Genomic DNA, 26,140 nt, shown 5'->3' with positions numbered 1-26,140 from the left:
CCGCACGGTACGAGCCGACACGATCTTCTTCCCCCACTCCGGGCGAGTCTTGACGGGTTGAATTCCGGCCCCGAAAGGGCCGGCACCTACGGCGGTGCGCGTGTGCGGCGACACCGGATGGACGTCAGGGGCTTACAGCACCGTGGTGAGAATGGTCCTGACGATCATCGAGATCGCGACGACGCCGAATATTCCGAGTCCAACGATCCACACGTAGAACATGAGCCGCAGGTGTATGAGGTTCCCGAACCAGCCTGCATCCAACTTCGTTTCATAGGGTTTCCGGAAGGCCGCGCCGTGCGGCCCCCAGTCTCCCGCCCCGAGTTCGTCCTGTTCGAAGCGGTCGAGCCACTGTACGTCCCGAATTTCAGCCTGTCGGTGGCTCGCCATGAGCATGATCGAGATCACCGACAAGTTCAGCGCGAGCACTGCGGAGAAGATCCGAGCCCACGTGTCGACGCCCTGACCCAACGCGATGCTGAACAGGAAGGCTTGGGCGGTCAGGCTCAGGGCCGGGACCTGCCAGAGCAGGTTCTCGTATTGCAGGCGGCGGGCCGCCACCACCCGGTACAAGGCCTCTGGATCGGTGGGGCGCCGGGGCGCGGGATTGGCCACACCGGCACTGTCTCATGAAACAAACATCTTCCGCCAGAGCCGTAACCCGGTGCTCGGCGTCGCCGTGCACGCTCAGTTCGGGCGGGTCGATTCGTGCCGACCACCCGAGAGGATGAACACACTGATCAACAGCACCCACGCCGGAAACAGCAGAGTCACCCAGAAACTCAGGCTGACGACCAGTAGCAGGCTCAGCGCCACCAGATAGGTGATCACCGCCAGCCAGCGCGGCATCAGGCCGGTGCGTAGCCAGATCGTGCCGAGCGAAATCATGAACACCCCGGCCATGCGCAGCGCGTAGACGTTGTTGATCTGCAGCATCACCTCCCGCCCGAAGTAGACGATCGACGATTGCGGGAGGTCGGACTGCCGCGAGATGGCGAGCACACCACCGGCGACCGCCGTCGAGGTGAAGATCATGGCCAGAAACAGCAGCCCGCTGCCCAGGAACACCGTCGAGAAGAATCGGTCCTCGAGATCCCCGAGCCGGTCGCGGATGACGGCGACGAACCACAGGAATGCGATACCCGCGAACGGTAAAAGAGTCAATGCGACAGACATTCTCGATCCGGTGCGCCCCACCCACGCCGTGTCCGTGACGACGCTGCCGGGCAGCGCGGTGCGCACCAGCACGAAGCTGATGGCGAAGAGCACGGCGAACACGATACCGGCGATCGCCGCGGCGCGCGGAGTCTTCAGCTGCCGCAACCGCGCATCGCCCTGCACTTCGGCCATACACCAATCTAGACCGAAGTCGTGTTTCCCGACAGGCCTTCGGCCCGTGAGTGGTTGACGAGTCCCTGCACTCGTCAACCACTCACGAGCGCTGCTTTGCCCATTCCAGCAGATCGTCGGCGGACCACGTGTTCACGACGCGGTCGGCCTCCACACCGCACCGCATCGCCCGCTCGCATCCGTACCCCTGCCAGGCGAGTTGCCCGGGGGCGTGCGCGTCGGTGTCGATCGAGAACAGGCACCCCAGGTCGATGGCCAGATCGATGAGGCGACTCGGCGGGTCGCGGCGCTCGGGACGGCTGTTGATCTCGACGGCGGTGCCGTTGTCGCGGCAGGCGGTGAACACCTGCTCCGCGTCGAACGTCGACTCCGGCCGGGTTCCGCGACCGCCTTCGACGAGGCGGCCCGTGCAGTGCCCCAGCACGTCCACCAGCGGATTCTCCACCGCCCGGACCATCCGGCGGGTCATCGCCCCGCGCTCCGCCCGCAACTTGGAGTGCACGCTGGCGACGACGATGTCGAGTTCGTCGAGAAGATCGGGATCCTGGTCGAGCGAACCGTCGTCGAGAATGTCGACCTCGATGCCGGTGAGGATGCGGAACGGTGCCAGTTCCTCGTTCAGCTCGGCGATCACCTCCAGCTGAGAACGCAACCGCTCCGCCGACAGCCCGTTCGCGACCGTCAGACGCGGGGAATGGTCTGTCAGAGCGCAGTATTCGTGACCCAGGGCGGCCGCGCTGCGCATCATCTCGTCGATGGGGCTGCCGCCGTCCGACCAGTCCGAGTGGGTGTGCAGGTCGCCCTTCAGCGCGTCGCGCAGCGCACCGCCGCCGATCGATTCCGCGTTCTCCCGTAGTTCCGCGAGATAGACGGGCACGCCGTCGAGCGCCTCACGGATGACGGTCGCCGTCTTGGGTCCGATGCCGGGCAGATCCTTCCAGCTGTCGGTGCGCTGCCGGACGTCCCGCTGTTCCTCGGACAGTTCGGCCACCACGTCGGCCGCGCGCCGGTACGCCTTCACGCGATGCGTCTCGGCACGCGACCGTTCGAGCCAGAACGCTGTCTCTCGCAGGGCCTGCACCGGGTCCATTGGGCTGTCGGCGTCCATGACTCCAGTGTTGCGCCCACCCCGACGTCACCGCAACGCTTCGCGCGCCCCGTCCCGGACCGCGGTGGTGAGCGCCGCGAGGATCGGCGAATCCAGCTTCCACCGCTGCCAGTACAGCGGGACATCGATCGGGCGGGACGAGTCGAGTTCGACGAGCCCGTGGTCGTCGCCGGTGTGCAATTCCGGCAACAGTCCCCAGCCCAGTCCGTGGCGGACGGCGTCGGAGAACGCGGAAGACCCGGGGACGAAATGCCGCGGCGGCTGCAGCCGGCGCCGCGTGAAGCCGCGCAGGAACCGGGCCTGCAGTTCGTCCTTGCGGTCGAAGTCGAGCATCGGTGCCACCGCGAGGGCGTCCGCCGTCGGGCCGTCGGGAAGCCAGCGTTCGGCGTAGTCGCGGCTGCACAGCGCGCGGTACCGCATCGACCCCAGCTTCTCCACGGTGCAGCCCTGCACCGCCTCGGGGACGGACGTCACCGCGGCCATCACCGTGCCCTCCCGCAGCAGGGTGGTCGAGTGGAATTCGTCTTCCCGATGCAGGTCGAACAGCGCCCTATGTTCCGGCGCCAGACGGGCAAGGGCCGGAATCATCCACGTGGACAGCGAATCCGCGTTGACGACCAGCGACAGCGTGCTCGCCGTCGCCTCCTCGGGATTGAGGGACGACATGGCCTCGCGCTCGAGGTGGGCCATCTGGCGGGCGAGCGTGAGCACGACGTGCCCGGACTCGGTGGCCCGGGCCGGCTTGGTCCGCTGCACGAGGACGCGTCCCACCTGCTGCTCGAGTGCCTTGATCCGCTGGCTCACTGCGGACGGCGTGATGTGCAGGACGCGGGCCGCGGCGTCGAAGGTGCCTTCGTCGATCACTGCGGCGAACGTGCGGAGAGAAGCCAGGTCCAGATCCATATGAAGCGATGCTAATGGCAATGAAGGATAATTAGCTGGATTGATGTACGCGGGGTTCGTAGCGTGGTTTTCATGCACCTCACCCCTGCCTTGCTCACGGTGGCGGCCGGCTTCGGTACCGGCCTGTCGCTGATCGTCGCGATCGGCGCACAGAACGCGTTCGTCCTGCGACAGGGGATCGCGCGCAGGCACGTCCTGCAAGTGGTCGTGCTGTGCGCGGTGTCGGACGCCGTGCTCATCGCCGTCGGGATCAGCGGGATCGGCGCCGTACTCGCGCACGCTCCGGCCGCCATCACTGTGATCCGCTGGGCGGGAGCGGCATTCCTCGTCTCCTACGCGGTGCTCGCCGCTCGCCGCGCCCTTCGCCCCGGAACTCTCGATGCCACACAGGAAATCGGATCGGCAACTCTCGCGACATCGATCCTCACCTGCCTCGCGCTCACCTGGCTCAACCCGCACGTCTACCTCGACACGGTGCTGATGCTCGGCTCGGTGGCCAACAACCAGGGCAATTCGGGCCGGTGGCTGTTCGGCCTCGGCGCCGCCACCGCCAGCGTCTTCTGGTTCCTGGCGCTCGGCTACGGCGCCCAGTTCCTGCACCGCGTGTTCGCCCGACCCGGCGCGTGGCGCGTGCTCGACGCCGGGATCGCCGCGCTGATGCTCACCCTCGGCATCACCCTCGTCGCCAGTTAGTCACCAGCTTGTCAAGATCTTGTTGACAACGGAACTCTTGTCAACCAATACTTGACACATGCCGGATGCCGCGCTCACCCAATTGCTGTCGGACGCGATCGCCAAGGCCGACCCCGAGATCGACCCGGGACTGGACCACGACCCCGCCGCCTACCTGGCCCTCGTCCGGCTCACGTCGCAGGCACGGGAGTCGGTCGACGAACTGCTCGTCTCCGCGATCGCCGCCGCGCGCTCCGCCGGACACAGCTGGGACACCGTCGGCGCCGCACTCGGCATGTCGCGGCAGGCGGCGCAACAACGCTTCGGCAAACGGATCGGCGACGCCCCCGACACGGACCCGGACGGCCGGACCCGCAGGCTCACCCCGCTCACCGCGTTCAACGAGATGCGCATCCTCAACCACGCGGGCTCGTACGGCTGGCACTCCGTCGGGTTCGGCACCCTGTTCCACACGGTCCGCAAGTCCGAGGAACAGTGGGAGCACACCCGGGTGTCGGCGCTGGCGAGCCGCCAGAAGCTCGAGGCCGACGGCTGGCAGAAGGTCGGGACATTGTGGTTCCCGTGGGCATACTTCAAGCGTCCGTTGGGCATTCCCGCCCTCCCGGAACCGGTGAGCGGCGACTATCTGATGGAACCGTGATGGACGCCGTCGCGCGGTTCGCGGCCGCCCGCATCGCGCGCCTCGCCACGGTCGGGTCCGACGGGGTGCCGCACCTCGTCCCACTCGTCTTCGCGCTCGACTCCGACACGATCTATTCCTGCGTCGACCACAAACCGAAGCGCAGCAACGTATTACGGCGCCTGACGAACATCGCGGCCAATCCCGCCGTCACCCTGCTCGTGGACCACTACGACGAGAACTGGGACCACCTGTGGTGGGTGCGGGTCGACGGGCGGGCAGAGGTGCTCGCCCCCGGCTCCCCGGAGAGCGGGGCCGCGATCGACGTTCTCGCCGCGAAGTATCCGCAGTACGTCGACCGCCGCCCGGACGGACCGGTGATCGCGATCCACGACCTGCGGTGGCACCACTGGAGTGCCTTCGGCCCGTGAGTACTTATTAACCTCCCGCGGTTGACAAGTACTCACGGGCGTTAGCCTCGACAGCATGCCCACAGCCCTGATCACCGGCGCGAGCCGTGGCCTCGGAGCCGCCATCGCCCGCGAACTCGCCCCGACCCACGACCTCCTGCTCGGCGCCCGGTCGGCCGGATCGCTGACCGACATCCTCGACGAACTGCCGGGCGCCACGCCCTGGCCGGTCGAGCTGACCGACTACGACGCGCTAGCGGCCGCGTGCGCCCCGATCGACCGGCTCGACGTGCTCGTCCACAACGCCGGCGTCGCCGATCTCGCGACCGTGGGGGAGTCGACCGTCGCACAGTGGCGGCACACGCTCGAGGCGAACGTCATCGCGGTGGCCGAACTGACACGACTGCTGCTGCCCGCCCTCCGCGCAGCGGGTGGGCACGTCGTCCTGATCAACTCGGGCGCCGGGCTCCGCGCGAACGCCGGCTGGGCGTCGTACGCGGCGAGCAAATTCGCCCTCCGGGCGTTCGGTGACGCACTGCGGCTCGAGGAGCCGTTACTGCGCGTCACGTCAATTCACCCCGGTCGGATCGACACCGATATGCAGCGGACCATCGTGGCCGGCGAGGGCGACGAGTACCGGCCGGAGAAGTATCTGCAGCCGTCGACCGTCGCAAAAGCCGTGCGTAACGCGGTGGAGACACCGGGTGATGCGCACCCCACAGAAGTCGTGCTGAGGGTCCGCTGACCGCGGAGAAACCTGCGTGAGATAGATCACAGATTGATCTCACAGAAAGGCTTTAAGCTGCTCACAATTAGTCGCCCTACAGTTCTTCTCATCAGCAGAGGTCGCAAACGTGAGTCAGGTTCAACGAGCTGACTCCCAGGAGGTATCCCCACGATGAACACCGACCAGCGTATGTACAGCGACACCGTCGTCGCCGTCGACGGCGACGTCTTCGCGACGATGTTCACTCTCGACCTCGGTGACGGCGAGGTCGATCGCGAAGCAGTCGAGCGGATTCACGGCGGCGACTTCGACGAGTGGATCGAGGCGGCAGCGCGGTCCGGCCTGTTCACGCCGCAGGCGGTCGCGGGCCTGGTTCAGTCGTGGCAGGACAACCCGAAGTCCCTCTTCGACGCCCTGCTCGTCGATGCCGACGAGATGACCCACAAGCGCTACGCGATCATCTGGAACGCGCTCGACGACGCCGACACGTTCGAGAACGTCGAGTACGCCTGACGATCAGAACGGCCACGCGGGCACGGGCGGCAGACCCTCCCGCGTGGGGCGCCCGATAACCCACGCCAGCAGTTCGGTGCGCGGAAGTTCCGGCACCCCGAGATCCGGATGCCGAGCGGCGAGCTCGGGCAGTTCCGATTCCAGCGTGTGCTCCACGAAGGCCGACGGCCAATCGGCCGCCGAGTAGTCCAGCCCCAGGTCGACGTGGTGGATCTCGAGCTCCCGCCACCGCAGCACCGGCACCTGCCGCGCAGGCACCCGCTTACGCCAGTTCACCGGCGTCTCGTACAGATCTTCGGTGATCCGGCGCAGCGACTCGATCACCCGCCGTCCCGCGAAGCGGAAATCGGCCACCAGCAGTTCGGCCGGACGTCCGGCCCCCTCCTCGATCGCCGCGGCCCGCGCGGCCGGACCGCCCGGGTACATCTCGGGCGCGGCCTCGCCGGTGATCACCCCGACGGCGAACCGGTTGAGCGCGTCCGCATTCCTCGCGAGGTGCGTGACGACGTGCCCCCGGCTCCACCCCGGCAGCAACGACGGCTCTCGCGCCTGATCGTCGGTCAACCCCTCCAGCGTCGCCTCCACCGTGCGGTGCGATTCCGCAACCGCATCCAGCAATTCGGCATACGACAGTGCGGCGATCGGCGACGTCATGCTGACGATGCTAGGCGATGCCACCCACAGCCACCTCACGACGAATCCCCAGGATCTCGATAACGGAACGGTGACGATCGGCACCCGGCGGGTGCAAATCGGACAATCGTACTGATACTGAGATCGACTGTCGGACAACGTGGTTGAAAGGTGGTGTGCGATGTACAACGAATCCGCTACGTGGGGGATACCGAGCGAGACCTTCCTGGTGATCTACGTCGCCGCCGCCGTGCTCGCGGTGGGGCTGGCGGTGTTCCTCCGGTCCCGGGGCACCGCATCCGCCCCGACCGACGGCGTCCGCCTCGATCCGGTGCAGGCCGGCATGCTGACCAGCGACGATCGCGCCATCGCCGCGTCCCTGACGCTGCTGCGGGGAGCCGACCTCATCTCCGCCGACGGGACGGTCCTGCGGGCGTGGGGGGTCACTGACAACGCCCTCGGATGGTTCACGCGGGCCGTTTACGACGAACTCGCCTCCGGGCGCGGCGCCCTCGGCAACCTTCGGCTCCCGGGCCGGTTGCAGGCCCCGCTCGACCACCTGCGCGCCACGCTGGTCGCGCAGGGGCTGCTCACGGGACCCGAACAGAAGGCCTGGAATCGCCGCGCGAGCCTCCCGATCCTCGTCGTTCTGGCCATCGGCGTGGCACGCCTCGTATCCGGGTTCGCCGGCGGCAAACCGATCGGCTTCCTGCTGCTCGCGGTGGTCCTGCTCTCGGCCGCGCGGGAGCTCGTTCGCCGGACCGGCCGCCGGACACACCAGGGCACGGCGGAACTGCAGCGACTGCGCCGCGAGCACTCGTACCTGTCGCCGCGGATGCGCCCGTCGCTCACCGCATACGGTCCGACGCCGATCGCACTGTCGACGGCACTCTTCGGGATGGGGGCCGTCGGCTTGTTCTCCCCGGGGTTCGCCAGCGCGGCCGGTGTCACCGACAGCGGCAGCGGCGACGGCGGCAGCAGCAGCGGTGGGGGCGACAGCTCCTGCGGCGGCGGCGGTGGGTGCGGCGGCGGTGGGGGGTGCGGGGGATGACCACCCTGATCGAGCCGGGCCTCGGCATCGGCTGGCGCCCGGAGATCTGCGGAATCATCGACCGGCTCGACGGGCTGGGGTTCTGCGAGGTGATCGCCGAATCGCTGCCCGCACGCCGGCGCGGAGTCGGCGTTCCGGACGAACTGCGGTCGCTGGGGGTTCCCGTCGTCCCGCACGGCATCTCACTGTCGCTGGGTGGCGCGGACGGCGTCGAGCAGCGCCGGATCGACCATCTGGCGCGGTGCGCCGACGCGCTCGGTGCGCCGCTCGTCAGCGAGCACGTCGCGTTCGTCCGGGCGGGCGGCCTCGAGGCCGGGCACCTGCTGCCGGTGCCGCGCTCGGCGGAGGCCCTCGACGTGCTGGTGCGCAACATCCGGCGCACGCAGGAGTCCCTGCCTGTGCCCCTGGCCGTGGAGAACATCGCGGCCCTGTTCGACTGGCCGGACGACGAGTACTCGGAGGGTGAGTTCCTTGCCGAACTGGTCGAACGCACCGGCGTGTACCTGTTGCTGGATGTCGCCAACGTCTACGCGAACGCCCGCAACCGCGGATGCGACGCCGGTGAGGAACTCCGGCGGCTTCCCCTCGAACGCGTGGCGTACTGCCACGTCGCCGGGGGATCCGTACGGGACGGCGCGTATCACGACACCCACACCGACCCGGTGCCCGGCGAGGTGCTGGACCTGGTCCGGCAGTGGGCAGCCGATGCCATCCCCGCGGTGATGCTCGAGCGCGACGGGAACTACCCGCCCGCCCGGGAGTTGTTCGACGAGTTGGATGCGATCGCCGATGCGGCCGGCTTCGAGCGGATCACCGGGGGCGCCGTGTGGAGCCTGCCGTGACCGGGCTCGTGGCGCGGCAGGCGGCCTTGGTCCGGGCTCTCGTCGCAGCGGGGGAGCTGCCGGAGGGATTCGACCGCCACGCGATCGACACCGGATCGAAGGCCTTGCTCCGCAAGCGGTCCGGGGAAGTGGGCGGACACCTACCCCACGTCCGCGCCGCCCTCGGCGACCGATTCTTCGCGCTGTTCGCCGCCTGGGCCGAGGACAGGCCGAAGGTGAGCACCCGCGCGGACGCCGCGGCGTTCACCGCGTACCTCGAGTCGATCAGCGAACTGCCCGAGCGGAGTCGGCGTCTGTTCCGCCCGCGACGAATCTGAGCAGCATCTCGTTCACCTCGTCGGGCCGTTCCTGCTGCACGAAATGCCCGGCTCCCTCGACGAGATGGAGTCCGCGCAGGTCGGGGACGGTGTCACGCATCCGGTCGAGGGCCTGCGCACCACTCATCACGATGACGGGATCGTGCGCGCCGGCCACGAACAGCGTCGGCACCTCGATGTGGGCGCCGGCGAGACTCCCGGAGCGCTCCCAGTTGGCGTCATACGCCCGGTACCAGTTCAGTCCGCCCGTGAATCCCGTCCGGGTGAAGACCTCCACGTAATGGTCGAACTCGGCCTCCGTCAGCCACGACCACGGCAGGGGTGGGGCGCCGGGCAGCACGTCCAGGTAACCGTTGCCCTCCGAGGGATGCTGCCAGATGTCCAGATAGCGGTAGGCGCCCGACAACGCGTAGAACAGTCGCTGCAGGAATCCTCGGGGGTCGGCGTCGAGTTCGCGGTCGGCGACACCCGGTTCCTGGAAGTAGTGGATGTGCAGGAAGTGCTTGCGCGCCATCGACGCATAGAGCTCCGACGGTCGCAGCGGGAACCGGTCGGGCGCGTAGGGGACGGCCAGGAGCACCAGCCCGGACACGCGTGCGCGGTGACGCAGTGCGACGGTCCAGGCGACCGGTGCTCCGAAGTCGTGGCCGACGAACACGGCCTGCTCGTGACCGAGCGCGTCGAGCAGATCGATCAGCGCGTCCGACACCCGCTCGTTCGTGTAGTCGTCGATGTCGCGGGGCACGTCGGTGCCGCCGTAGCCGGGCATGTCGGGGGCGATCGCGCGGTACCCGGAGGCCGCGAGGGCCCGCATCTGATGGCGATAGCTGTAGCCGAGGCCCGGGAATCCGTGACACAGGACGACGGGCGGCCCGTCACCCAGTTCGGAAATCTGCCAACGGAATCCGTCGACCGTCACCACCCGATCCGTCGACGACGGCATGCTCCGCACCCCCTCACCGGATAGAACGCGTTCTCGCAACGTAGCGTATCTGCGACGCCACTAGAATGCAGCTGACTCGCAGTGGCGACCGTCGACCGACCGGGGAAGTGGGGTGATGCGCAATGGTGGAGGCACGCTCCCGCCATGAGTTCGTCGCACTCCAGCTCCGGCAGCGCATCATGCAACGGCAGTACGCGGTGGGTGAGTCGCTGCCCAGCGAGAGCATGCTGTGCGCGGAGTTCGAGGTGTCACGCGGTCCCGTGCGCCAGGCTCTGGCCACGTTGAAGAACGAGGGGCTCATCCAGCTGTCCCAGGGCAAACCGGCCGTGGTGCGCAGCCACGACATCACGCAGACCCTGGACACGTTCACACCGTTCTCCCAGTGGGCGCGCCGGACCGGCCGCGCCGCGGGCAGCCGCACGCTCGAGATCGCGCGTCGCCGGGTGTCCGAACCCGCCGCCGCCGCACTGGGATCGAGTGCGGACGACTTCGTCGTCGAGGTGCTCCGCGTCCGACTGCTCGACGGCGAACCGACGATGATCGAGCGGAGCACGTTCACCGAGCGCGTCGGCTCCCTGCTGTTCGACTTCGACATCGACACCGGATCGATCACCGACTACCTCACCTCCCGCGGCGTCCGCTTCGAATCGATGGAGCACGTGCTCGACGCCGTCGCCGCAACCGAGGTCGACGCCGAGAATCTCGGCATCGACCCCGGCAGCCCATTGCTTCGGGAACGTCGGACGTCGCGGGATCAGAACGGCGACACGTTCGAGTACGCGGACGATCGGTACCGTCCCGACCTGGTCGCCTTCAGCATCGTGAACGCCCGCACCATCGACCCCCGGCTTCCGTCGGACGACGGCAACGGAGGCTAGTCGGCTGCCGGCATGCGGTTCCAGTGCGGGATCAGTAGCAGCATCGCCACGAACGCCGCGACCGCGAAGCCGTAGAACAGGGTGGACGTCCCGACGTACCCGGGGAGCAGCCCGCCGAGGATGGCGCCGACCGATCCGCACCCGTTGATGATGCCGCTGGCCGCGCCCGCATGCTTGGACGTGCCGAAGTCGACGGCCGAGACGCAGGAGATCATCGCGTCGGCGCCGTAGATGGACAACCCGATCACGGCGAGGACTCCCACCATGATCCACGCGTTGCCCGCCGCGGTCAGCGGCGTGAACAGTGCCAGCACGGCCACGAGCACCGCCAGGCTCAGGACACAGGCCGGGATGCGCCGCGCCGTGAACACCTTGTCGGAGATCCGGCCGATGACCATCGGTGCGACGACGCCGGCGACCCCGAACGCGATCGGGATGACGATCGCCTGGAAGTGGCCGGCGCCGTGCAGGCGCTCCGCGACGATGACCGGGCCCCACAGGAGGATGGCGTAGCGGGCGGGCTTGAGCAGGAAGTATGCCATGCCCAGCGTCATCACCATGCGGTCCTTCAGCACCACCACGAACGACTCGCGCACCGACCGCGCGGGTTCGGCAATGACCTCCGCCACGGCCGAATCATCCAGTGGCAGAGTCTTCTCCTCCGCGCGGTATTCCTCGATCGGTGGCAACCCCACGTCCTCCGGGGTGTTCGGCTGGAAGACGAGGACGGCGACGAACACGACGACCACGATCGCAGCGCCTGCGAAGAACGCGGCCCGCCAACTGTCGAACACGCTGTACGCGACCCAGCCGAGCACGGGCGCGGCCACGAGGCCCCCGAACGCGTAGTTGGTGCTCCACAGCCCGAGGACCCGGCCGCGTTCCGAGATGGCGAAGAACTGGGCCATGTTCTTCAGCGTGCCGGACCAGCCGGTCGACTGCGCAAGACCCTGAATGATCATGAGCGGCAACAGGAAAGCGACAGCAGGCAGGATTCCCATGAACATCGTCGCGACAGCCGAGATGGCCAGGCCGCCGAGAACGACGATGCGCGGGCCGTAGCGATCGGAGACGGAGCCCCAGACGAATTGGCCGAGCGCGTAGGCGGCGAGGTACACCGCATCGAGATTGGCGAGCATGCCCTTCGTCAGGACATCGTTGACGAGTGGGTCTTCCAGGATGCCGAGTTTCGCGACAGCGAAGGATTGCCTCGTGAAGTAGAACCCGGCATACGCGATCCAGGTGATCGCGAAGATCTGTATTCTCCAGCGTTCGTAACGCGGGATCGTTGTGCGTGTGGTCATGATTGTCTGCGCCATGATATTCACCTCGAGGTGAGTGCGGCGGCCTACGAGAGATGTCGAGGCCGGTTCAGGCAGATACGCGGGCTGATGTGCCGAGAAAGGGGCGGCCCCGGAATCGGGGCGGCCACGTGCGCCGAGAATGCGGAAGATGTTCGGCTGTAGAATTTTTCGCCGGTGCGCCGGGCTGGGGCGCCGCGTCGGGCGGGGTGTGCGAAGCGGAAGAACGGGACTGCGCCGCCGAATGACCTGCCGGCGGCGCAGCCGGCTGTGGAACGGGTTTGATCAGGTGTTGCGCAGTTGAGCGAGCAGACCGGGCAGGTCCGCGACGCTGTCGAGAACGTGGGTGGCCCCGGCCTCGGACAGCTGGGTGGCGTCATGGGCGCCGGTGAGCACGCCCACGGAGGCGAGCGCTCCGGCGCGGAGGCCGGTGGTGACGTCCGACGTGGTGTCGCCGAGCACCACCATGGACTGCACGGACGGGGCGCCGGTGCGCATCAACGCGGTCAGCGCCAGGTCCGGGAAGGGGCGGCCGCGGACGCCGTCTCCGGGGCACAACACGACGTCGGCGACGTCCTGCCAGCCGAGCGCGCGGATGATCGACATCTGCGTCTCGTGCGCGAACCCGGTGGTGAGCGCCGTCTTGATGCCCTGCTCACGCAGCGAGCCGAAGAGTTCCTCGGCGCCGGGGATGGCGCTGCATCGGCCGTCGTCGACGAGTTGCGAGTAGCAGCGTTCGAATTCCTTGTTCGCGGCCTGCGCCTGCTCCTCGTTTCCGCCGCTGAGATGGCGGAAGACGACGATCTTGGACTGGCCCATGGTGTCGGAGACGTATTCGAGCATCCGTCGGCGGTCCTCGTCCGTCTTCGACAGTCCGGCATGCTCGTCCGCGGCGAGGAAGGACTGCTGTACCAGTCCGCTGTCCTCCACGGTGGTGCCTGCCATGTCGAAGACGACGAGGCTGATGTCCCGGTGATGTGTTCCCATTGTCTGGTTCCTCTCGATGTTCGTGAGTGTGGTTGTGCTGCTATGCCATTACAGGCACGGTCTCGCGACCGAAGGCGTGGTCGATGCGATCCTTCGCGAGACCCATGCTGGTCGTCATGCCGATCCCGGTGGTCACGGTGACGATGTGCACGCCGTCGATCGGCTCCTCGATCAGGAATTCCGAATCGGGGGCCGAGCTGTACACGCCCTGCCAGCGTTCGGTGACGGTGACGTCCGAGACCCCGAACAGGGCGGCGGCTTCGCCGATCAGCACCTCGAACCCCTTCTCCGACTGGAACGGTTCCGCCGAGATCTCGCGGATGTGGGTGTCGCCCAGCAGGATCGATCCGTCGGGCTGCGGTGTGTACATCTGGTGCAGGTCGAGGTCGACGTAGTCGGGGTACTCTTCCCGCAACCGCGCCGCGAGCGCCGCCGTCGCGGGAAGATTCTCGAAACCGCTGTACCGCACGAGCGACCAGCCGGTGAACAGGGGCGCGGGCAACGGCGCGGACAGCGGCATCCTCGCGCGCATCATGTGGAGCCGGCACCGCAGGAGTCCGCCGCGCTCGGCCGGCTCCGGGAACAGGCGGTCGATGTCGTAGTTGACGGTGACGAACACCGTCCCCGCGTGCAGATCGCCCCGCGAGGTGTGGACGACTCCGGTCCCGAATCCGGTGGCGGCGGTGCGCCAGAAGAAGTCGACACCCGACGCCTCGAGCCACTGCGCGATGGTGGGGGCCGCTTCCCGCGGGTTCACCTGGAGGTCGTCGGCCATGTACATGCCCCCGACGACGCGATCGCCGGCGATGGGTAAGGCGCCGAGGATCCGGTCTCGGGACAGCAGTTCCACTTCGGCCGGTCCGCGTACGTCCGCGAACTCGGTCATGGCGGCCAGCTCGTCGTCATGTCGTGCCACGCAGTATGTTCCGGACTCGGCAGACCAGAATCCGGCCTTGCGTGCCAGGTCGAGCCAGTGCTCCCGGCCCGCTCGAGCATAGTCGCGGGCGACGCCCGACTGGGCGGTGATGCAGGCGTGGCCGAAGTTCTGGACGGAAGCGCCCGCAACTCGGTCGGCATGGTCGATCACCGCCACGGACAGGCCTCGATTGTGTGCGTGGTATGCGTGCGCGAGGCCGACGATTCCGGCACCGACAACCACCACGTCGTAGCGTCGTTGATTTGTCATGGATCCCACTGTGAACCCGCCCACCCAACATGTCAATACAAGTTGGTGGAATTTACCGCAGGTATATATAAGTTTCCTTCCGTTAACCGTCCGTTGCGCGTCCCGGCAGGCGCGTCGAGTGGTCGCACTTCACTCAGGCAATCGTGATCAACGCCGCGCACGTCGCCCTGTAGCCGAGTACTCCGCGGCCGACCCTCAGTTGGGAATGGGGATGACGATGGGTGGCAGACCCGGTATCTGCACCTGAATCTGCTGTGGCGGTGCGGGCGCCGGCGCGGGCGGAGGCGGGTAGTTCACCTGCGGCTCGGGTGCGGGCGGTGGTGGAGGCGGGGGTGGGGGTGGCGGCGGAGGGGGTGGCGGCGGGGCGGCCGCCGGTGCCGGTTCGGGAGCCGGCGCGGGACGGGGAGCGGCTTGCTGCACCACGGCGGGCGGCGAATCCACCACCGGCGCCTGAGCTTCCACGGGTGCCACCGGATTCGGGCGCTCCGCCGGCTGCTGCGGGCCGGAACCGATCGGCACCGGCGACAGTCCACCGGTCATCAGATCCACCACGGTCACTTCGGTCATCGCCAGGTTGGACGGCTGCACGACGTACAACTTGTCCTGCTGGAAGCCCGGCCACGGATCGCCCTGCACTTCCGCGTCCTGGTTCACCACCGGGGACAGCAGTGGGCTTCCGCGCACGCATCGGACGCGGGGAACGCCGTGGTCGTCGATCAGCACGATGGTCCCCGCCTCGAGGACCGACTGGAATGCGGTCACCTGACCGTCGTCGAAGCCGTGATTGGTGACGCGGGTATCTGCCCGGAGCAGCACCGGCGTCAGGGTGCGGACGTAATTCCGCACGTCGTCGACCTGGAACACACTCGACCAGGCCTGCAGCCTCGCCGGATCCTTCTCGAGGTCGTCGACGAGACGCTGGCGGTCGCAGAGCACCCGATCGGGGCTTCCGCCGTAGAGACCGGCACGGTCGCCGATCACCCGGATCCCGGCAGCGCGGGGCTCGCTCGGGAGGTCGGTGCCGGGCGGACCGAACGGAACCGTCGTCGGCGTCTGCGGCGGAAGCAGCACTTCCGTCCACGGAAGCTGCCCGTTGTCGGTGGCCCGGTCCAGGTCGACGGGATCGGGGTGGCCCCCGGAACCCGAGGAACACGCCACGAGCACCGCGGCGGTCAGGGCGCCTGCGACCGCCAGCCAGCTACGCGGTGCGCGCCCGGGGCGCGTACCGGCTCGAACGACTGCTCTGCGTCGGGCACGCCGTGCGGCCTGCCCGGCGACGTCGGTGGCCACCACGCCATGGTAAGCACAGTCGCTGATCAGCCGGGCCGAATTGCGGTGTGGTTGCCGGGCCCGGCAGTCGGTCAGCTCGTGATCATGTCTTCCTGCGACCAGAAGGCCCGCATGGACGTGATCTTGCCGTCGTCGTCGAACGTCATGACGTCGATCGGCGCGATCTCGAGCTTCTGCTCACCCAGGTCGGTGACGAGGGAGAAGTGGAACGCAGCCGAGTTGCCGGCGATCTTCAGCGTCAGGAGCTCGCCGGTCTGCTTCAGCGGTTCGATCACCCCGTAGAACTCCCGCAGCGATTCCACCGTGCTCCGCGGCTCGGTACCCACCGGATCCTCGACGGTGGCGCCCTCGGCGTACAGCGCGACCACGTCGTCGGCGGTCCCGGTGGCCACCGCCTCGATGTACCTCTCGACGGTCTTGCGGATGTCTTCTGCGGACGGTGCCATGATGCGAACTCCTCAATCGAATAGAACGTGTTCTAGTGGTGAGAGTAACGCAGCACCGGCCCGGTGGGGAGCCCCTTCTCCCAGGCAGCGGGACATGTCCGCACAGGGGTCCGCCCCCGCCGACCTCGCGGAAGTCGGCAGGGGCGGACGGGAACGATTACTCAGGTTCGCGGCGCGGACGCCTCCTCCAACTTCTCCAGCCGCGGAGCGCTCGTCCCCATCGCCGGCGCAGCGGTCACGGAGGACACCTCCTCCAGCGACTTGCCCTTCGTCTCCGGAGACATGAAGAAGCAGATCACGAACGCGACCGCCGTCAGCACGGCGCCGAAGAGCATCGTGGTGCCCGTGCCCAGCGCCGAGATACTCAGCGGCAGCAGGTACGTGCCCGTCGCGGCGCCGAACCGGCTCACCGCGGTGGCGATTCCCACCGCAGTCGCCCTGAACTCGGTGGGAAAGAGTTCGTTGGGGTAGATCCACACCAGGATGCTCGGACCGCCGGAGATGAACGCGTACGCGCAGAAGGCGGCGACGATGAACCAGAGAGGTCCGTCCGCCCACAACCACAGCCCTGCCAGCGGAATCACCATCAGTGCCAGGGGGACCACTGCGATCGGCCGCCGGCCCCACTTCTCGACCAGGAACAGCGCCGGGATGGATCCGGCGACGATGAGCCCGATGATGACGGTTTCGACGATGAGCCCCGCGGAACCGTCGCCGGAGATCGAGAAGCCCGACAGGATCGTGGGCAGGAAGGTCAGCAACGCGTAGAGCGGGGTGACGACCGCCAGATACAAAGCGCTGCACATGATCAGCCGGGCAAGGTACTGGCCCCGGAAGTAGATCCGGATGTCGGCCTTCGGCTTGTCCGCCGTGTCCTCGACCGTCACCTTGCTCAGGTCGAGTTTCTCCCCGTAGATCTTCTCGACCACGGCCTCCGCGTCGGCCACCCGGCCGTTCTTCAGGAGCCAGCGCGGCGACTCCGGGATTCCGCGGCGCACCAGGATCACGATCAGACCCAGGACCGCACTGGATGCAAGCAGCAGGCGCCAGTGGTCGTTGCCGCCGGAGATGCCGACGACGAGCGCACCCACCACGTACGCGGCAACCGCGCCCGCCGACCACGCGACGGCCGACATCCCGACCATGGCGCCGCGCTTCTTGGTGGGGGTGAACTCGGTGAGCAGCGAGGTGGCGATGGGGTAGTCCGCACCGATGGCCGCACCGATGACGAAGCGCAGGACGATGAGCTGCCACGGCAATTGCACGAACACCGACAAAACGCACGCGACGACCAGCACCACCAGGTCCAGGGCGTACATCTTCTCCCGGCCTATCCGGTCGGTCAGGAAGCCGAACACGGTGGCGCCGAAGAAGATACCGATCAGCGAGGCGGCGCCGATCAACCCTGCCTCGGCTGTCGTCGGGTGAAGCTGCTCGGTGACCCCGAGCAGGGCCACACCGATGATGCTCATGACGTACCCGTCCAGGAATGGTCCGCCACAGCACGCGATCAGGAGCTTGGTGTGGAACCCGCGTTTGGCGGGTCTGTCCATCACGTCGAAGGAACTCATGTCGTCTCCACTACGTCGATTGGTGCCGTCACCCTGGGGGTGGCGGTCGAGTCGGCCGCACTCGGCCGGTACCGCTAAGGGGTTGTCTTGTTCAGTGCCGAGTAGGCGAGCTGCTCGAGCAGCAGCGAGGCATGATGCGGGGAGTCGGCACTGACGTCCAGCACCTGCTTGGTGATGCTCAGCGCCAGAGGCGAATACGCCGCGAGTTCGTGCGCGATGCTCAGAGCCTGCTTCACGTGCTCCGCGGGAGGGGCGATCTCGCTGACGACGCCCCAGCGTTCGGCGTCCGTGTGGTCGAAGCGCCGCCCGCGCAGGACGAGGTCGCGGGCACGGCCTGCCCCGACGATCCGGGTGATGCGGGTGACCCCACCGGAGCTGGGGAGGATCCCGATTCCGATCTCCGGGAAACCGAACACCGCGGCCGGGTCGGCGACGCGGATGTCGGTGGCGAGCGCCAGTTCGAGCCCGCCGCCGAGGCAGTAGCCGGTGATCGCGGCGACGGTGGGTTGTGGGAGTGCCGCGAGCGCCTCGTACACGGAACCGGAGGTCCGGTAGTACTCGGCGATCGCCTCCGGGGTCATCTCCCGCAGTTCGGTGACGTCCGCGCCGGCCGAGAACACCGAGTCGCCCCCGGTGAGGACCACCGCACGACTGGATTTCACCTCGGGGGAACCCAGTGCGCCGAGCAGTTCGGCTTCCATGTGCGTGGACAGCGCGTTCCGCTTCTGTTCCCGCCTCAGGGTGACGACGGCGACGTCGCCGTCGCGGCGCACATCGACGGTCCCGGCGTTCTCGGTCGGCATCGTGCTACTTCTCCCCGGCCGCGTAGCGGAAGGACAGCAGGTTGTCCAGACCCCGCTTGTTGGCCTCGTTCGCGATGACCAGGCGCTGAATCTCCGACGTGCCCTCCCAGATGCGGTCGACGCGCAGTTCGCGCCACAGCCGCTCGACGGGGTAGTCGCGGATGTAGCCGCGCCCACCGAAGATCTGGACGGCCCGGTCGGCCACCCGGTTCGACGCCTCGGAGGCGGCCAGTTTCACCGTCGCGGCCTTGGCGTGCAACGTCTTTCGCAGCTCTGCGTCATTGGGGTCGGCCTGGTCGAATTCCCACGCCACCTGGTGGGTGAGCGCCCGGTTCGTGGTGATGTCCACGACGGAGTCGGCGATCATGCCCTGGATCAGCTGACGGTTGATCAGCGGCTCGCCGCCCTGCACCCGCTCCCGTGCCCAGTCGACGGCCAGGGTCAGCGCCCGCTCGGCGGCACCGATCGTGCGCGCGCCGATCATCAGCCGCTCCTCCGTGAACCAGTCACGGGTGAGGTCGTGGCCCTGCCCGATGCCACCGAGCACGGCGTCCGCTCCGACGCGCACGTTCTCGAACGTGAACTCGGGGTGCTCGTAGACGAACGTGTGCGTGTAGCGGGGAATGTGCTTGATCTTCACACCCGGGGTGTCGACGTCGATCAGGAAGATCGTCGCGGCGTGCTCGGGTTCGACGTTGGCCAGCACGATGAGGTAGTCGGCGACGTCACCGACCGTGACGAACCACTTCTCGCCGTTGATGATGTACCCGCCGTTGCCGTCGGGGGTCGCGGTGGTGCTCGCCGCGGAGAAGTCCGAGCCCGCGTTGGCCTCGGAGATCGCGACGGCGTCGCGGCGGTCGCCGCGGGCACCGGGAATCAGGTAGCGCTCCCGCTGTTCGGGGGTCGCGTGAGTCAGCGGGTTCGCCGGCCGCCACACCGTGTCCCACAGCGCATTGGTGAGCTTACCGAGTTCATCCTGCACGACGGCCTGCTCGAGCACCGTCAGTCCGGCACCGCCGTATTCGACGGGGGTGTTGATCGCCTGCAGTCCCGATGCCAGGACGGCCGCCTTGATCGTGGCGTGGGATTCGTCGGAAATTCCGTTGTTTCTTTCGCACTCGTCCTCGAACTGCATGATCGTGTCGGTCAGGGCGCGTGCGCGCTCCTTGAGGTCGGCGAGGCGGGGGCTGTATGCGAATTCCATGATGAAAGAACTTCCTTGTGTCAGTTGATGTTCGATGAGCTGAGGACGATGCGTGCGTCGAGTCCGAGGGCCTGCTTCGGAGTGACGAACAGTGGGTTGATCTCGAGTTCCGCGATCTCGGGGTGCGCGGTGGCCACGGCCGTGACGGCGGCGATCGCGTCCGCGACCGCGTCGAGGTTGATCGGCGGCCTGCCGCGAACCCCTCGGAGCAGAGCGGACGCCCGCAGGTTGTCGAGCAGGCCGCGTGCGGTCTCCGCATCGACGGGCGCCAGCGCGAAGGCGACATCGGCGAGGACCTCGGTGAAGATGCCGCCGAGACCCACCATCGCCACGGGACCGAATCGCGGGTCGGTCTGGACACCCACGATGAGTTCGACCCCCTCGCTCAGGTCCGCCATGCCCTCCACGCAGTAGGCGGGCGCGGCGAGCGAGCCGTCCATCCGCGTGAACGCGTCGGCGAGTTGCTGTGCGGTGTCCAAGCCGAGGGCCACGCCGCCGGAGTCGGACTTGTGCAGCAGCCCCATCGCCTTCAGGACCACGGGGTACCCGACGGTGTCGGCCGCCGCCACCGCCTCGGCGCAGGTCTGCACCAGTCGCGCTTCGGGGAATTCGACTCCCGCACTGCGGAAGAGTTCCCGGGATTCCCAGTACGCGTCGCTGCCGACCGGCTCGGCCGGTTCGGTCTCCTGGCCTGCATGACGTTGCGGCGCAGTGGTTTCGGCGATGACTCCGAGCGCACCGGCGGCGTCCTCCACCGCCCGGAAGACCGGGACTCCGCTGTCGGCCAGGACCCGGGCTGCTGCACTGTCGGGATGCATCGTGTGCACGACGACCGGCTTGCCGTGGGTGCGCGCCGTCTCCGCCATCGCACGGGCGGTGTCGATCTCCGCTCGCGCGAGGTTCTCGCCGTAACTTCCGTAGCCGCCGAAGTATCCGGTGAGCAGGACGGAGTCGATGGCCGGACTCTGCAGGATCGTGTCGAGGACGGAGACGAACGAGGTGATGTCCTGTTCCCCGGCGCCGGCCAGGTCGACCGGGTTGGTCACCCCGGCGGACGGCGGCAACAGGGCGCGCAGCGCGCTGCTGATGTCGGCGGTGAACTCCGGCACCGCGAGTCCGGCTGCCTCGACGACGTCGGACGCGACGCCTGCGTGCCCACCGCCGTCCGCGATGACGCCGACCCGGCGCACCTCCGCCGGTCCGTACCCGAGGAGTGTGGCCGCGACGTCCGCGAGTTGCCGTGGACTCGACACCCGGTATACCCCGGCGGCACGGCAGGCCGCGTCGATGACCGCGCTGTCGGACGTCAGTGATCCCGTGTGCGACTGCGCCCCGCGGATGGATGCCTCGCTGCCACCGACCGTCAGCAGCAGAACCGGCTTCCCGGCCCGGGACGCCTGGGCGGCGGCCTCGACGAACGCCCGCCCGTCACCGAAGTCCTCGCAGTACACGGCGATGAGATCGGTGTCGTCGTGCTCGACGCAGGAGCGGATGAGGTCGGCGGCGCCGAGGTCGGCCTGGTTCCCGAGCGAGGCGAACCGGGAGAACCCGTGCCCGCGGGCCTCGAGGAACTGGCTGAGTTCGAGTGCCATGTTGCCGCTCTGGGAGAGCAGCGCGACCCGGCCGGCGGGAAGCGGGTTCGAGGCCAGCGTCAGCCCGGTGCTCGAATCCAGCACACCCAGGCAGTTCGGCCCGAGGAGGACGGCTCCGGCTGCCCGCACCCGCTCCACGACCCGATCCTGCACAGCCTTTCCGGCAGCGCCGAGTTCGGCGAAACCGGCGGTGACGCCGACGATCGCGGTGGCGCCTGCGGCGAGGGCGTCGTCCACGGCCTCCTCGAAACCCTGTGCCGGAACGGTGATGACGACGAGGTCGACTCGTTCGTCGAGTTCCGACAGGCTCCGGAGCGCGGGGTGTCCCAGGATGCGCTCACCGCGCCGGTTGACGAGGTGGACCGACCGGTGGCCCTTCATGCGGAGGGCCTGGACGCTGATCCAGTTGCCGTATTTCGTCTCGTCGTTGCTGGCACCGAGGACGGCGACCGACCGGGGATCGAACAGTGCCGTGAGGTCGCGGTCGGTGGTCGCGTTCATCGCTTCTCCTCGACCTTCGGAGCGGGGTGACCCGTGCCCCAGGCGTCGGCGCCGCCGTCGACCACCAGGGTGGTCCCGGTGACGTAACTGCCTGCGGGCGAGGCGAGGAACGTGACGACCCCGGAAACGTCCTCGGCCGTACCCAGACGTCCGAGCGGCACCGCGGACGTCCATTGTGCGCGGGCCTCTTCGGTGTAGTTGCCCTCCATGCCCTCCGTCGCGATGGTGCCGGGGGCGATGCAGATCGACCGGATCCCGTACCGGCTCCACTCCAGCGACAGTCCGGATGCGAGGTTCTCGAGGGCGGCTCGGGCCGAGGTGGCGTGGACCATCGATGCGATTCCGCGACGCGGGGAGAACGCCATGAAGAAGATGCATCCCGACCGCTGCGGAATCATCGCGCGAACGGCGACCTCCCGGGTGACCGCCCACGTGGCGTCGACGGCGAGGCGGTGAACGGCGCGCCATCCCTTGCTCGTGATGTCCTCGGCCGGCGCCGCGAACTGACCGCCGGCGTTGTTGACCAGGATGTCGATCCGGCCGAACGTGTCGAGGGCGCGGTCGACCAGATCGGTCACCTGCTGTTCTTCGCGGATGTCCGCGAGCACTACGAGCGCCCGGGCGCCCAGCGCCTCGATCTCGGCGGCGGTCTTCTCGAGGGGCTCGGACCGCCGGCCGCTGATGACGACGTCGGCTCCACACCTAGCCATGTCCAGGGCAATCGCGCGTCCGATCCCGGTGCCTCCACCGGTGACCAGTGCCACCCGCCCGCGATGGACGTCGGGACGCAACACCTGCCCGGCGCCTCCACCTGGGTTCTCACATTCCATCGAGCGTTCGCCTCTCGTCGCTACCGTTCCGACCGCCAGGGTCTGACTGATGCATCAGTTATACCGTGACGTAGCCCACAGATGTCAAGGGTTTCCCGGAAACTGACTCGGCGTCCGAATGTTCGACGTGTGCGCAATAGCGCTGTGAACTGCGATTATTTGCGCGATTGCGGGACGTCGATCATTTCGAGGTGGGTCGTTCGCCGTCTGACTGATGCGTCAGTTTGAAGCGTATGATTTGATGGATCAGTCAGATGACTATCGAAGGAGGGACCGTGACCGCTCAACTCACCGAGGACGCGCGCCGCACGGCGATACTCGATGCCGCGGCTCAGCTGATCGCCGAGCGCGGATACCACTCGGTCCGCATCTCCGACATCGCTCAGGTCGTCGGCACCAGCACCGGCGCGGTGCACTACTACTTCCCCGGCAAGAGTGACGTCCTGACGGCGGCCCTCCGCCACGCCATCGACAACGCATTCGACCGGCAGAGTCGGGAACTCAAGGCGATCGACAACGCCCACGAGCGGCTGCTCCGCCTCATCGACATGCAGTTGCCCCGCGTCGGGCCGCTGCGCGACGAGTGGTCCATCTGGCTGCAGTTCTGGGCCGAGGCCACGCTGCGTCCCGAACTCCGCCCGTTCCACAACACGTACTACGCGCGCTGGCACGAAACCGTCGTCAAGATCGTCCGGCGCGGACAACGCCAGGAGATCTTCCGCACCGACGTCGACCCGGAAACCATCGCGCAGCGGCTCACCGCGCTCACCGACGGCACCGCCATCCAGGTGCTCACCGGCGCCCCGAACATGACCGTCGCCGCCATGAAAGAGGTTCTCGTGCAGTTCGTTCACGACGAACTCGTCGCGCCGCGGACATGGTGAACCGACCACTGCGGACCGCTCGCGTACGGGTCCATGAGCGATAGCACCACCCGCGGTGGCAGTGCCCTCGCCTGGGGATGCGGTGCGGCCTCTGCGATCGCGTACGGCCTCACCCCGACGTTCGCCGCGATCGGCTACGCCGGTGGCGTGTCCCCGGCCGTCCTCGTCTGCCTCCGCAGCCTCGTCGGTGCCGCGCTCCTGCTACTCCTGGCCTGGTCCACGGGAAGACTGACGGGCGTGACCTGGAAGTCCGCTGTCGGGCTGTGCTTCGTCTGCGGCCCGCTGTTCGGTATCCAGCTTCTGTGTTTCTTTGCGGCAGTGCGGGTTACCGGTGCCCAGATCGCGGTCGTGATCGTCCACATCTACCCGCTGTTCGTGATGGCGCTGGTATGGGTGCTGACCCGGAACAGGATCCACCGCGGTCAGTTGGTGCTGGCCCTCGCGATGTCCGGCGGCATCGCCCTCGTCGCAGGCGCGGGCACCTCCACCGTCGCCCTGAACGGGGCCGTACTCGCCCTCCTCAGTGCGGCCGGGTACGCCCTGTATCTGGTGGTCGGGGAACGATGGGTACACCAGGTCAGCCCCGTCGCCGCCGGCGGGCTGGCGTCACTCGGCGCCGGAATCGCCACCGGCACGATCGCCGTCGTCGACGGACAGTCGTGGACGTTCGCACCCAGCGGGTGGGGATCCATCCTGTTCCAGGGGCTCCTGCTGATGCCCATCGGTATCGGCTGCTCCTTCATCGCGGTCCGAGCGCTCGGATCGGCCTCGGTCAGCCTCCTCGGACTGCTCGAACCGGTGGTCGGGGTGCTGGCCGCACAGATACTGCTGGGCGAGCAATTGTCGCCGGTGCAGTGGGCGGGAATGGCCGTCGTCCTCATCGCGTCCGCAGCGCTGCCGTGGATGCGGGAGCGGCGTCCCCGTCACGTCGACAGGCCCCCGGCCCTGCACGGGGCCGAGACCCGATAGCGGTTACCTACTGGTCGGTGGCGAGGCCCACTGCCCTCTGCATCGCCTCGAACGCGTTGTCGGCGTCGGTGTTGGGTCCGACGATCAGGATGTCGAGCCGACGTCCGTCGGTACCGAAGACGTACATGGTGTCGGGCGGCTGGTCCGGATCCGGACCGGACACCTCGACACCGTCGCGACGGTCGATGCCGCGTTGCGAGATGCTCAGCGAATTCCAGTCGAAGGCGACCCGTTCGGTCGTTCCCACTCGATCCGTCAGAGCGCTGATCAGGTCGTGCAGTTCGGTGGTCAGGTTGGTGGTTCGGGGCCACCACGCACCGTCGACACCCTCCGACACCTCGCCGCGAGCGCGCAGAAGCAGTCTCGGGGTCCGGGTGGGAGCGTCGAAAGGCTGCCCACCGTCCGCCGTCGGCCGAGAGAGTCCCAGCCCCCGGCCGGAGTGCGTGATGTTTTCGTCGTGCATCATCGTCCACGTCCCTTCACGCTCGCAGTGCAGTCGAAGCCACCCCTGATGCCCGACATCAGCAGCTCGTCGGCGGTCAAGGCACTGTTGGGGTTGGCCGCCGTGTGCATCGTCGAGTCGGCATAGCGGGCGTCGGCCTCCGGAGGCACCACCAGAAGCGTCAGCCTCGTCCGCTTCAGACCGCTCACGTACAGGGTGTTGAGCGGCTGGTACTCGTAGCCGTCGAGATGCACCGATCGCCCCTCGACCGTGATCCGGCGCGGCGCAGGAAGCCATGCCTTGATGTCGTACACGATCCGTTCGACGACACCCACCCGAATCGCCACCAATGCAACAAGATCCGGGATCTCCGCGGTCAGGTCGCGGGACCGGGGCCACCAGGCGCCGTCCACGGTGCCGGCACTGGGCGCTTCCGGCTTCAACCGCAGTCGCGGCGACTGCGCCGGTCCGCCACGAGTGTGGGCACCGTGAAGGCGACCGGGAAAGTTGCGATCCTGTTGTAGCGTCATGACGACGCTCCCGCCTCGGCCGCGAGGCAGCCGATATCTCTGTCGGCGGCGACGCGATCTTGGGCGTTCGCATGCGAAGTGCCTCCGATACCCTCACCCTACGCGCAGGGGGTACGGCGATCGGCTACGCCGACCACTCGACCAACGGCGGACGCACCGCAGCGCACAGCGGATTTCCCCGGGCGTCGGTGAGCCCGAGCCGCGCCGTGATGCGACCGGCAGCCGACGCCGCGTCCGCAGTCGCCGGATCCACCGCGTCCCACATCAACTTCGCCCGGCGGAACATGTCGAACCCGCCGTCGGCGTCGACCGTCCCCCACGACAGGTAGACGAACCGCGCGCCCGGACGGCCCTGCACGTACGGTCCGGTGATGTCGAGACCCGTCGGCGTCGGGGTGGTCTTGCAGTCGAGAACCCAGCGCGCGGTGGTCGCGTCTCCCGGATGCAGACCGAGCAGGTCGCCGTGTGCACCGCGGCGTTGCACCGCCACGTGAATGTTGTCGTAACCGGGAAAATTGGCCCCCGGCGGGCACGACGATCCGGGAAGGTCGGTTGCCTCGATCACGAGTTGCACCCACGTATCAAACCACCCGTGAGTACTTGTTAACCACGGGCGG

Annotated in this window: 30 protein-coding genes; 11 read left to right on the top strand and 19 right to left on the bottom strand. The window is 68.0% G+C overall.

The features are described from left to right. Window positions 1–132: 132 nt before the first annotated feature. The 4 genes from OYT95_RS19460 to OYT95_RS19445 form a co-directional block, all read right to left on the bottom strand. Window positions 133–615 (bottom strand): hypothetical protein, encoded by a 483-nt coding sequence (locus OYT95_RS19460; protein ID WP_009476677.1) that lies wholly within the window; start codon window positions 613–615, stop codon window positions 133–135. A 72-nt stretch (window positions 616–687) separates the two neighbouring features. After that, window positions 688–1,350 (bottom strand): hypothetical protein, encoded by a 663-nt coding sequence (locus OYT95_RS19455; RefSeq protein WP_268788713.1) that lies wholly within the window; start codon window positions 1,348–1,350, stop codon window positions 688–690. Between the two features lie 82 nt (window positions 1,351–1,432). Beyond that, on the bottom strand, window positions 1,433–2,440 hold the full coding sequence (locus OYT95_RS19450) for a PHP domain-containing protein (RefSeq protein ID WP_037235038.1): 1,008 nt from the start codon (window positions 2,438–2,440) through the stop codon (window positions 1,433–1,435). 45 nt (window positions 2,441–2,485) lie between these two features. After that, on the bottom strand, window positions 2,486–3,361 hold the full coding sequence (locus OYT95_RS19445) for a LysR family transcriptional regulator ArgP (RefSeq protein WP_268788712.1): 876 nt from the start codon (window positions 3,359–3,361) through the stop codon (window positions 2,486–2,488). A 72-nt stretch (window positions 3,362–3,433) separates the two neighbouring features. Between OYT95_RS19445 and OYT95_RS19440 the strand changes: the two genes are divergently transcribed. The 5 genes from OYT95_RS19440 to OYT95_RS19420 all read left to right on the top strand — a co-directional run bounded on the left by OYT95_RS19440 (window position 3,434) and on the right by OYT95_RS19420 (window position 6,323). Beyond that, on the top strand, window positions 3,434–4,054 hold the full coding sequence (locus OYT95_RS19440) for a LysE/ArgO family amino acid transporter (protein ID WP_268788711.1): 621 nt from the start codon (window positions 3,434–3,436) through the stop codon (window positions 4,052–4,054). A 58-nt stretch (window positions 4,055–4,112) separates the two neighbouring features. Beyond that, window positions 4,113–4,694, top strand: coding sequence for a hypothetical protein (locus tag OYT95_RS19435; protein ID WP_037234737.1), 582 nt, complete (start codon window positions 4,113–4,115; stop codon window positions 4,692–4,694). Next, window positions 4,694–5,104 carry a TIGR03668 family PPOX class F420-dependent oxidoreductase gene (locus tag OYT95_RS19430; RefSeq protein ID WP_268788710.1) on the top strand — a complete coding sequence of 137 codons (411 nt, stop codon included), beginning with the start codon at window positions 4,694–4,696 and terminating at the stop codon, window positions 5,102–5,104. Before OYT95_RS19435 ends, OYT95_RS19430 begins: the two co-directional genes overlap by 1 nt. A 55-nt stretch (window positions 5,105–5,159) precedes the next feature. After that, window positions 5,160–5,828 (top strand): SDR family oxidoreductase, encoded by a 669-nt coding sequence (locus OYT95_RS19425; protein ID WP_268788709.1) that lies wholly within the window; start codon window positions 5,160–5,162, stop codon window positions 5,826–5,828. Between the two features lie 153 nt (window positions 5,829–5,981). Further along, window positions 5,982–6,323: a hypothetical protein gene (locus tag OYT95_RS19420; protein WP_268788708.1), complete on the top strand. Its 342-nt coding sequence runs from the start codon at window positions 5,982–5,984 to the stop codon at window positions 6,321–6,323. 3 nt (window positions 6,324–6,326) lie between these two features. Here the strand turns inward: OYT95_RS19420 and OYT95_RS19415 are convergent, their stop codons facing one another. Then, window positions 6,327–6,977 carry a maleylpyruvate isomerase family mycothiol-dependent enzyme gene (locus OYT95_RS19415; RefSeq protein ID WP_037234750.1) on the bottom strand — a complete coding sequence of 217 codons (651 nt, stop codon included), beginning with the start codon at window positions 6,975–6,977 and terminating at the stop codon, window positions 6,327–6,329. 160 nt (window positions 6,978–7,137) lie between these two features. Here OYT95_RS19415 and OYT95_RS19410 point away from each other — a divergent pair, with 160 nt between their 5' ends. From OYT95_RS19410 to OYT95_RS19400, 3 genes are read left to right on the top strand one after another with little or no spacing between them, the layout of a single operon-like run. Further along, the gene (locus OYT95_RS19410; RefSeq protein ID WP_268788707.1) at window positions 7,138–8,007 is read left to right on the top strand and encodes a TIGR04222 domain-containing membrane protein; all 870 of its coding nucleotides are present in this window, start codon (window positions 7,138–7,140) and stop codon (window positions 8,005–8,007) included. Next, window positions 8,004–8,849, top strand: coding sequence for a DUF692 domain-containing protein (locus tag OYT95_RS19405; protein ID WP_268788706.1), 846 nt, complete (start codon window positions 8,004–8,006; stop codon window positions 8,847–8,849). The genes OYT95_RS19410 and OYT95_RS19405 overlap by 4 nt, the downstream gene beginning before the upstream one ends. Continuing rightward, entirely contained in the window at window positions 8,846–9,166 is a 321-nt protein-coding gene (locus OYT95_RS19400; RefSeq protein ID WP_268788705.1) for a hypothetical protein, read from the top strand. Before OYT95_RS19405 ends, OYT95_RS19400 begins: the two co-directional genes overlap by 4 nt. Here the strand turns inward: OYT95_RS19400 and OYT95_RS19395 are convergent. Further along, a complete protein-coding gene (locus OYT95_RS19395) occupies window positions 9,114–10,109 on the bottom strand; it encodes an alpha/beta fold hydrolase (RefSeq protein WP_268788704.1) in 996 nt (331 codons plus the stop codon). The genes OYT95_RS19400 and OYT95_RS19395 overlap by 53 nt on opposite strands. Window positions 10,110–10,231: 122 nt before the next feature. Here OYT95_RS19395 and OYT95_RS19390 point away from each other — a divergent pair, with 122 nt between their 5' ends. Further along, window positions 10,232–10,987 (top strand): GntR family transcriptional regulator, encoded by a 756-nt coding sequence (locus OYT95_RS19390; RefSeq protein WP_037234763.1) that lies wholly within the window; start codon window positions 10,232–10,234, stop codon window positions 10,985–10,987. On the opposite strand, the gene OYT95_RS19385 is transcribed toward OYT95_RS19390, so the two are convergent. The 10 genes from OYT95_RS19385 to OYT95_RS19340 form a co-directional block, all read right to left on the bottom strand. Beyond that, window positions 10,984–12,306 (bottom strand): MFS transporter, encoded by a 1,323-nt coding sequence (locus OYT95_RS19385; protein WP_268788703.1) that lies wholly within the window; start codon window positions 12,304–12,306, stop codon window positions 10,984–10,986. The genes OYT95_RS19390 and OYT95_RS19385 overlap by 4 nt on opposite strands. Before the next feature lie 267 nt (window positions 12,307–12,573). Continuing rightward, entirely contained in the window at window positions 12,574–13,275 is a 702-nt protein-coding gene (locus tag OYT95_RS19380) for a phosphonatase-like hydrolase (protein ID WP_268788702.1), read from the bottom strand. Window positions 13,276–13,315: 40 nt separating this feature from the next. Beyond that, window positions 13,316–14,461, bottom strand: coding sequence for a TIGR03364 family FAD-dependent oxidoreductase (locus OYT95_RS19375; protein ID WP_268788701.1), 1,146 nt, complete (start codon window positions 14,459–14,461; stop codon window positions 13,316–13,318). A gap of 195 nt (window positions 14,462–14,656) precedes the next feature. Next, window positions 14,657–15,754, bottom strand: a complete 1,098-nt coding sequence (locus tag OYT95_RS19370) for a DUF6777 domain-containing protein (protein ID WP_037234774.1) — start codon at window positions 15,752–15,754, stop codon at window positions 14,657–14,659. 68 nt (window positions 15,755–15,822) lie between these two features. Continuing rightward, on the bottom strand, window positions 15,823–16,197 hold the full coding sequence (locus OYT95_RS19365; RefSeq protein WP_112300275.1) for a nuclear transport factor 2 family protein: 375 nt from the start codon (window positions 16,195–16,197) through the stop codon (window positions 15,823–15,825). A 161-nt stretch (window positions 16,198–16,358) separates the two neighbouring features. After that, complete coding sequence (locus OYT95_RS19360) at window positions 16,359–17,768, bottom strand: MFS transporter (protein WP_037234779.1); 1,410 nt, start codon at window positions 17,766–17,768, stop codon at window positions 16,359–16,361. Window positions 17,769–17,842: 74 nt separating this feature from the next. Then, window positions 17,843–18,571, bottom strand: coding sequence for an enoyl-CoA hydratase/isomerase family protein (locus OYT95_RS19355; protein WP_112300276.1), 729 nt, complete (start codon window positions 18,569–18,571; stop codon window positions 17,843–17,845). 4 nt (window positions 18,572–18,575) lie between these two features. Next, window positions 18,576–19,775 carry an acyl-CoA dehydrogenase family protein gene (locus tag OYT95_RS19350; protein ID WP_037234788.1) on the bottom strand — a complete coding sequence of 400 codons (1,200 nt, stop codon included), beginning with the start codon at window positions 19,773–19,775 and terminating at the stop codon, window positions 18,576–18,578. A gap of 20 nt (window positions 19,776–19,795) precedes the next feature. Next, on the bottom strand, window positions 19,796–21,868 hold the full coding sequence (locus OYT95_RS19345; RefSeq protein WP_268788700.1) for an acetate--CoA ligase family protein: 2,073 nt from the start codon (window positions 21,866–21,868) through the stop codon (window positions 19,796–19,798). Beyond that, a complete protein-coding gene (locus OYT95_RS19340) occupies window positions 21,865–22,698 on the bottom strand; it encodes an SDR family NAD(P)-dependent oxidoreductase (protein ID WP_268788699.1) in 834 nt (277 codons plus the stop codon). Before OYT95_RS19340 ends, OYT95_RS19345 begins: the two co-directional genes overlap by 4 nt. Window positions 22,699–22,952: 254 nt before the next feature. Here OYT95_RS19340 and OYT95_RS19335 point away from each other — a divergent pair, with 254 nt between their 5' ends. Together OYT95_RS19335 and OYT95_RS19330 are read left to right on the top strand one after the other, a co-directional pair. Beyond that, the gene (locus tag OYT95_RS19335; protein ID WP_005249163.1) at window positions 22,953–23,582 is read left to right on the top strand and encodes a TetR/AcrR family transcriptional regulator; all 630 of its coding nucleotides are present in this window, start codon (window positions 22,953–22,955) and stop codon (window positions 23,580–23,582) included. 33 nt (window positions 23,583–23,615) lie between these two features. Next, on the top strand, window positions 23,616–24,551 hold the full coding sequence (locus OYT95_RS19330; protein WP_268788698.1) for a DMT family transporter: 936 nt from the start codon (window positions 23,616–23,618) through the stop codon (window positions 24,549–24,551). A 7-nt stretch (window positions 24,552–24,558) separates the two neighbouring features. On the opposite strand, the gene OYT95_RS19325 is transcribed toward OYT95_RS19330, so the two are convergent. The 3 genes from OYT95_RS19325 to OYT95_RS19315 form a co-directional block, all read right to left on the bottom strand. Further along, window positions 24,559–25,017 carry a DUF5994 family protein gene (locus OYT95_RS19325; RefSeq protein ID WP_112300280.1) on the bottom strand — a complete coding sequence of 153 codons (459 nt, stop codon included), beginning with the start codon at window positions 25,015–25,017 and terminating at the stop codon, window positions 24,559–24,561. Next, window positions 25,014–25,523, bottom strand: a complete 510-nt coding sequence (locus OYT95_RS19320) for a DUF5994 family protein (RefSeq protein WP_268788697.1) — start codon at window positions 25,521–25,523, stop codon at window positions 25,014–25,016. The genes OYT95_RS19325 and OYT95_RS19320 overlap by 4 nt, the downstream gene beginning before the upstream one ends. A 124-nt stretch (window positions 25,524–25,647) precedes the next feature. After that, window positions 25,648–26,097: a DUF5990 family protein gene (locus OYT95_RS19315; RefSeq protein ID WP_174233815.1), complete on the bottom strand. Its 450-nt coding sequence runs from the start codon at window positions 26,095–26,097 to the stop codon at window positions 25,648–25,650. Between the last annotated feature and the right edge of the window lie 43 nt (window positions 26,098–26,140).

The sequence above is a fragment of the Rhodococcus sp. JS3073 genome (genome assembly GCF_026810085.1).
GTDB classification, from domain to species: domain Bacteria; phylum Actinomycetota; class Actinomycetes; order Mycobacteriales; family Mycobacteriaceae; genus Rhodococcus_F; species Rhodococcus_F wratislaviensis.
The sequence above is the reverse complement of the archived record's forward strand: the minus strand, read 5'-3'. Positions and strand labels throughout refer to the sequence as shown.

What these genes read in the sequence shown, in the direction of transcription:
- OYT95_RS19455 (WP_268788713.1), bottom strand. Translation starts at nt 1,350, where the DNA reads ATGGCCGAAGTGCAGGGCGATGCGCGGTTGCGGCAGCTGAAGACTCCG.
- OYT95_RS19450 (WP_037235038.1), bottom strand. Translation starts at nt 2,440, where the DNA reads ATGGACCCGGTGCAGGCCCTGCGAGAGACAGCGTTCTGGCTCGAACGG.
- OYT95_RS19445 (WP_268788712.1), bottom strand. Translation starts at nt 3,361, where the DNA reads ATGGATCTGGACCTGGCTTCTCTCCGCACGTTCGCCGCAGTGATCGAC.
- OYT95_RS19440 (WP_268788711.1), top strand. Translation starts at nt 3,434, where the DNA reads ATGCACCTCACCCCTGCCTTGCTCACGGTGGCGGCCGGCTTCGGTACC.
- OYT95_RS19435 (WP_037234737.1), top strand. Translation starts at nt 4,113, where the DNA reads ATGCCGGATGCCGCGCTCACCCAATTGCTGTCGGACGCGATCGCCAAG.
- OYT95_RS19430 (WP_268788710.1), top strand. Translation starts at nt 4,694, where the DNA reads ATGGACGCCGTCGCGCGGTTCGCGGCCGCCCGCATCGCGCGCCTCGCC.
- OYT95_RS19425 (WP_268788709.1), top strand. Translation starts at nt 5,160, where the DNA reads ATGCCCACAGCCCTGATCACCGGCGCGAGCCGTGGCCTCGGAGCCGCC.
- OYT95_RS19420 (WP_268788708.1), top strand. Translation starts at nt 5,982, where the DNA reads ATGAACACCGACCAGCGTATGTACAGCGACACCGTCGTCGCCGTCGAC.
- OYT95_RS19415 (WP_037234750.1), bottom strand. Translation starts at nt 6,977, where the DNA reads ATGACGTCGCCGATCGCCGCACTGTCGTATGCCGAATTGCTGGATGCG.
- OYT95_RS19410 (WP_268788707.1), top strand. Translation starts at nt 7,138, where the DNA reads ATGTACAACGAATCCGCTACGTGGGGGATACCGAGCGAGACCTTCCTG.
- OYT95_RS19405 (WP_268788706.1), top strand. Translation starts at nt 8,004, where the DNA reads ATGACCACCCTGATCGAGCCGGGCCTCGGCATCGGCTGGCGCCCGGAG.
- OYT95_RS19395 (WP_268788704.1), bottom strand. Translation starts at nt 10,109, where the DNA reads ATGCCGTCGTCGACGGATCGGGTGGTGACGGTCGACGGATTCCGTTGG.
- OYT95_RS19390 (WP_037234763.1), top strand. Translation starts at nt 10,232, where the DNA reads ATGGTGGAGGCACGCTCCCGCCATGAGTTCGTCGCACTCCAGCTCCGG.
- OYT95_RS19385 (WP_268788703.1), bottom strand. Translation starts at nt 12,306, where the DNA reads ATGGCGCAGACAATCATGACCACACGCACAACGATCCCGCGTTACGAA.
- OYT95_RS19380 (WP_268788702.1), bottom strand. Translation starts at nt 13,275, where the DNA reads ATGGGAACACATCACCGGGACATCAGCCTCGTCGTCTTCGACATGGCA.
- OYT95_RS19375 (WP_268788701.1), bottom strand. Translation starts at nt 14,461, where the DNA reads ATGACAAATCAACGACGCTACGACGTGGTGGTTGTCGGTGCCGGAATC.
- OYT95_RS19365 (WP_112300275.1), bottom strand. Translation starts at nt 16,197, where the DNA reads ATGGCACCGTCCGCAGAAGACATCCGCAAGACCGTCGAGAGGTACATC.
- OYT95_RS19360 (WP_037234779.1), bottom strand. Translation starts at nt 17,768, where the DNA reads ATGAGTTCCTTCGACGTGATGGACAGACCCGCCAAACGCGGGTTCCAC.
- OYT95_RS19355 (WP_112300276.1), bottom strand. Translation starts at nt 18,571, where the DNA reads ATGCCGACCGAGAACGCCGGGACCGTCGATGTGCGCCGCGACGGCGAC.
- OYT95_RS19350 (WP_037234788.1), bottom strand. Translation starts at nt 19,775, where the DNA reads ATGGAATTCGCATACAGCCCCCGCCTCGCCGACCTCAAGGAGCGCGCA.
- OYT95_RS19345 (WP_268788700.1), bottom strand. Translation starts at nt 21,868, where the DNA reads ATGAACGCGACCACCGACCGCGACCTCACGGCACTGTTCGATCCCCGG.
- OYT95_RS19340 (WP_268788699.1), bottom strand. Translation starts at nt 22,698, where the DNA reads ATGGAATGTGAGAACCCAGGTGGAGGCGCCGGGCAGGTGTTGCGTCCC.
- OYT95_RS19335 (WP_005249163.1), top strand. Translation starts at nt 22,953, where the DNA reads ATGACTATCGAAGGAGGGACCGTGACCGCTCAACTCACCGAGGACGCG.
- OYT95_RS19330 (WP_268788698.1), top strand. Translation starts at nt 23,616, where the DNA reads ATGAGCGATAGCACCACCCGCGGTGGCAGTGCCCTCGCCTGGGGATGC.
- OYT95_RS19325 (WP_112300280.1), bottom strand. Translation starts at nt 25,017, where the DNA reads ATGATGCACGACGAAAACATCACGCACTCCGGCCGGGGGCTGGGACTC.
- OYT95_RS19320 (WP_268788697.1), bottom strand. Translation starts at nt 25,523, where the DNA reads ATGACGCTACAACAGGATCGCAACTTTCCCGGTCGCCTTCACGGTGCC.